The organism is Arachnia sp., from assembly GCF_057238465.1.
This window is the reverse complement of sequence record NZ_DBHHFZ010000024.1, coordinates 1-3,478: the sequence shown is the minus strand read 5'-3', so window position 1 is coordinate 3,478 and position 3,478 is coordinate 1. Positions and strand designations below refer to the sequence as shown.

Genomic DNA, 3,478 nt, shown 5'->3' with positions numbered 1-3,478 from the left:
GATCACGAGTGGATCCGGGCGGCGCGGGCCGTGGGCACCGCCCTGGGCGACTGACCGCGGTCCCGGCCCGGTGAGCCTTCTCTCCCCGGGAGCGCTGGTCCGCGGGTACGGGTCGGCCCTGCTCGCCGGGATATGCGTTCTGCTCTCGAGAGGAGCGGCTGGAGGGGCCCGCTGGGGTGCGGAGTGCGAGTTTGGGCGCCCGGGCGCGCCCGGGGGGGGGCGGGATGGGCCGGCCCCGCGACTCCGCGAGATCGTCACTTAACCGCCGAGAACGTCACTTAACCCGCGAGAACGTACCTCTAGCAGACGTTCTCGCGGGTTAAGTGACGATCTCGCGGGGCAGGCGCCTGTGCGGGCCGGGCGGCGCTCTCGCGGAGCCGGTGCGGTCGTCGGGGTGATCGCCGGGCTCGCCGTCCGGACCGTACAGGCGCCCGCCCCGACCCGCCCGCGGCGGCGAAGTGGAGTGAGCGGGGTCCTCTGGACTTGGGAAGAGTTTCTTCCCGCGACAGGATAGGATGAGTTCATGACCAGAACCAAATACTCCGATGAGTTCAAGGAGCTGGAAGGTTATTCAGGGGGTGGTCTTGAAGGCGTATAGTGCGAGTGCTGCGGTGATGGTCTGCTCGAATGTTTCCAGGGGTCTCCTGTAGGGTGTGTGGAGGATTCTCCAGGATTTGATGTGGGCGATGGTGCGCTCGACCACCTGGCGGATCCTGTTGACGCTCTTGTTCTCCTCCTTCGCCTTCTCGTCGAGTTCTCCGTTGGGGGGCTTCTTATGAGGCGTGATCATCCCCCTTCCCACGTACCCCTTGTCGCCGATCCACCCGGAGGGATCCATTCCCTCCAGCAATCCGGAAGGCGCCTGGTGCGGCCACGTCGTGCATGGACCCCGGGCAGGGGTCGGAGGCCCACATGAATTCTCCGTTGAGCCGGACCAGGATCCGGGTCGTTCATGCCCGCGCTCCCGTGCTTGACCGACCACGGATCGCGGCGTCTGCGCCAGTCCAGGCAGGGGAGGAGGGTGCCGTCCACCACGACAGTCGCAGTCCCGGGGCGCATCCTCCGCGGTGAGCAGCAGGACCGCCGGGGTCCGGGAGATCGCCTCCGTCAGGGCCTTGATGACCCGCGAAACAGTGGTCTGCGACACGCCCGGGAACTCTCCGATCACCTCCTGCACGATGTTCTGACGCAGGTACATCAAAGTCGCGGTGAGAGACCCGGACAGGCCCAGGATCGGCGGATACCCCTCGACCCCCTCCTCGCGCAGCCAGGCGAGCAGCTCGTCGAACTCATCATCGGTCAGACCTGTGGTACACTCCATCATGATGGCCCACTCCTTCCGGGGTCATGGGGACGTTTCTTTCACGCCCATGATACCCCACGGGGGTGGGCCATCATAATATCGCCTCCCGGAAATGACCCAGGACACACCCAGAATAACCTTCCGGACTTGGACGCTCCGACCGCTCATCCACGCCGGACGCCTCAAGGACCAACCGAAAAGAACAACCCGACCCACCGATAGGTTCCGCCCACCACATCCTCAGACGCGAATAGCCCGTATGGGCATCTGGTTCACGAAGTTGGACCTGCGGCTCAGTCGGAGGCTGCCGTCGGGCCAGAGGCCCAGGGGCCGGATGCGGACCCGCTCGCCGATTCCGGGCCAGCGTTCCTCGGGGGCGGGATCGGCGCTCTCCTCCATGAGCCGGGCCCGCAATTGCCCGACCCGCCCGGAGTCCAGGCGCACCTCCACGCCCCAGTCGCGGTGGGCGACGACCGTCCCCTCCTCGACCGGCCCGAACCCCTCCGGGAGCGGGTACTGGCGCGGCGGGTCGTAGCCGTTCACCAGGCCCTCCATGGCGCTCTCGCGGCTGGTCAGGCGCAATTCCTTATTATTGTAGATGTACCTGCGCACCCGGATGCGCTCGCCGATCTCGGGCCAGTACTCCCCGTTGCAGCGCAGGAAGTCGTCGTGGATGGAGTCCAGGACGATGACCCCCTCGTTGCCGGACTCCTCCAGACGCACACCCATGCCCCAGGGGTGATGGGCCGTCACGACGCCCCACTCGATCGGCCCCAGCCGTATCTCCTCCATATTCGTCCTCCTCAGAACCATTCACCATCGAGAGTGAAAACACCGGCGTCCCCTTCACGGGTAAGCGGGATCCACTCGCTGCTGACGATCATCTCATTGAGCCTTTCTCACCAGGAGGACACTCGGATTGGCGGGGATCGGCGTGGTGGTGCGGGAAGGATGGGTGCGGAGTGCTGTTGGCGTGCACGGGGGTTGAACCGTCCCGGGCCCTTCCGTGTTATCATGCCGATCCTGGCCGGTCCGGGGGCCTTCCTGGTGAGAAAAGCTCAATAGCTCTATGAGAATAGTGTTATGACGGAGTCCGGATCGCCTCTGCGGAATGGGTCCACCCGCACCGAGGCGAACCTGCTGGTCAGCTCCAGTTCGAAGTCCTCCGCGCACAGGCGGGCGCGCGTATGGTCGCCGACCGGCTCGACGTCGATCGAGCAGCCCCCGGTCGGCAGGGCCCCGCTCGAGCGGACGTCCCGGCACTCCAGGAACTGGAGGCGTATGCTCGCCGCGTCGTACCCCTTGCGGCGCCAGCGCTCGGGCAGCGGGTCGGGGGCGTCCGCCAATTCCACTATGACCGACAGGTTGAGCGGGAACGGGTCGAACTGCATCAGGGTGCACACGGCCCCCTCGAGTGAGGCCGGGCGCCTGCCGAACACCTCGTACAGGCCCCTCGCACCGTCAATTCCGGCGGCCCACCAGCCGTCCGGGACAACAGGATCAGTACGCATGACCGCCCCAGAACCACATCGACCCGAAATTCCCCAGGGAGCACTCGTCGGCGCGCACGCGCATCACCCTGCTCTCGCGCATGAGCACCGCCTCGATTCCGTTCCCGTCCGGACCCGGGGCGCGGATGGTCAGCCCGTTCCCGGCCCCGGCGGGACCCGCGCTCAACCGGACTCCTCCCCGCCACTCCAGGGACATGTTCACCCCGTCGTGGATCTCGTCCCCCCACCACGACGGGCGCTCCCCGGGATCAACCAGCACGGACATCCTCAGCGAGGCGGACGCCCTCATGCAGTCGAGGGTCAGCGACACGGACAGGACGCGGGACCAGTCCACCCTCCGCCCCGGAAACACCGGGTCCAGCTCCCCGATTCCCACGACCCCGGAAATATCAATAACACTCTCAGACACCGGACCAGTCTCCCCATCCATAATAGGTTCGACACCCTCTGATGCGACCATTTCTATTGGGATCGATTGTACTACCCTCCTCGTAGGGTCGCACATTATAGTGCGAACCATGATTACCTTTGTTCCAGGCGGCCCGAAAGTGTGACCTGCGGCATGGTTTTGGATTACAACAGGTTCATGACCGGAGCCTCTGAGATGATATTGAGTCTTTCTCACCAGAACCGGCGGCTCGGAGCGGGGATCGGCACGGTGGCG

Annotated in this window: 4 protein-coding genes; all 4 read right to left on the bottom strand. The window is 65.6% G+C overall.

Going from position 1 to position 3,478, the window contains the following annotated elements:
- Positions 1-571: 571 nt before the first annotated feature.
- Positions 572-1,324 (bottom strand): transposase family protein, encoded by a 753-nt coding sequence (locus ACO6D6_RS15375; protein ID WP_484786114.1) that lies wholly within the window; start codon positions 1,322-1,324, stop codon positions 572-574.
- A gap of 219 nt (positions 1,325-1,543) precedes the next feature.
- The gene (locus ACO6D6_RS15370; RefSeq protein ID WP_484786113.1) at positions 1,544-2,095 is read right to left on the bottom strand and encodes a hypothetical protein; all 552 of its coding nucleotides are present in this window, start codon (positions 2,093-2,095) and stop codon (positions 1,544-1,546) included.
- A 275-nt stretch (positions 2,096-2,370) separates the two neighbouring features.
- Complete coding sequence (locus ACO6D6_RS15365; protein WP_484786112.1) at positions 2,371-2,814, bottom strand: hypothetical protein; 444 nt, start codon at positions 2,812-2,814, stop codon at positions 2,371-2,373.
- Positions 2,804-3,223 (bottom strand): hypothetical protein, encoded by a 420-nt coding sequence (locus ACO6D6_RS15360; protein ID WP_484786111.1) that lies wholly within the window; start codon positions 3,221-3,223, stop codon positions 2,804-2,806. The genes ACO6D6_RS15365 and ACO6D6_RS15360 overlap by 11 nt, the downstream gene beginning before the upstream one ends.
- Between the last annotated feature and the right edge of the window lie 255 nt (positions 3,224-3,478).

Bases quoted from the DNA above. Each gene is read 5' to 3' on its own strand.
- ACO6D6_RS15365 (WP_484786112.1), bottom strand. From the start codon at position 2,814: ATGCGTACTGATCCTGTTGTCCCGGACGGCTGGTGGGCCGCCGGAATT.
- ACO6D6_RS15375 (WP_484786114.1), bottom strand. From the start codon at position 1,324: ATGATGGAGTGTACCACAGGTCTGACCGATGATGAGTTCGACGAGCTG.
- ACO6D6_RS15370 (WP_484786113.1), bottom strand. From the start codon at position 2,095: ATGGAGGAGATACGGCTGGGGCCGATCGAGTGGGGCGTCGTGACGGCC.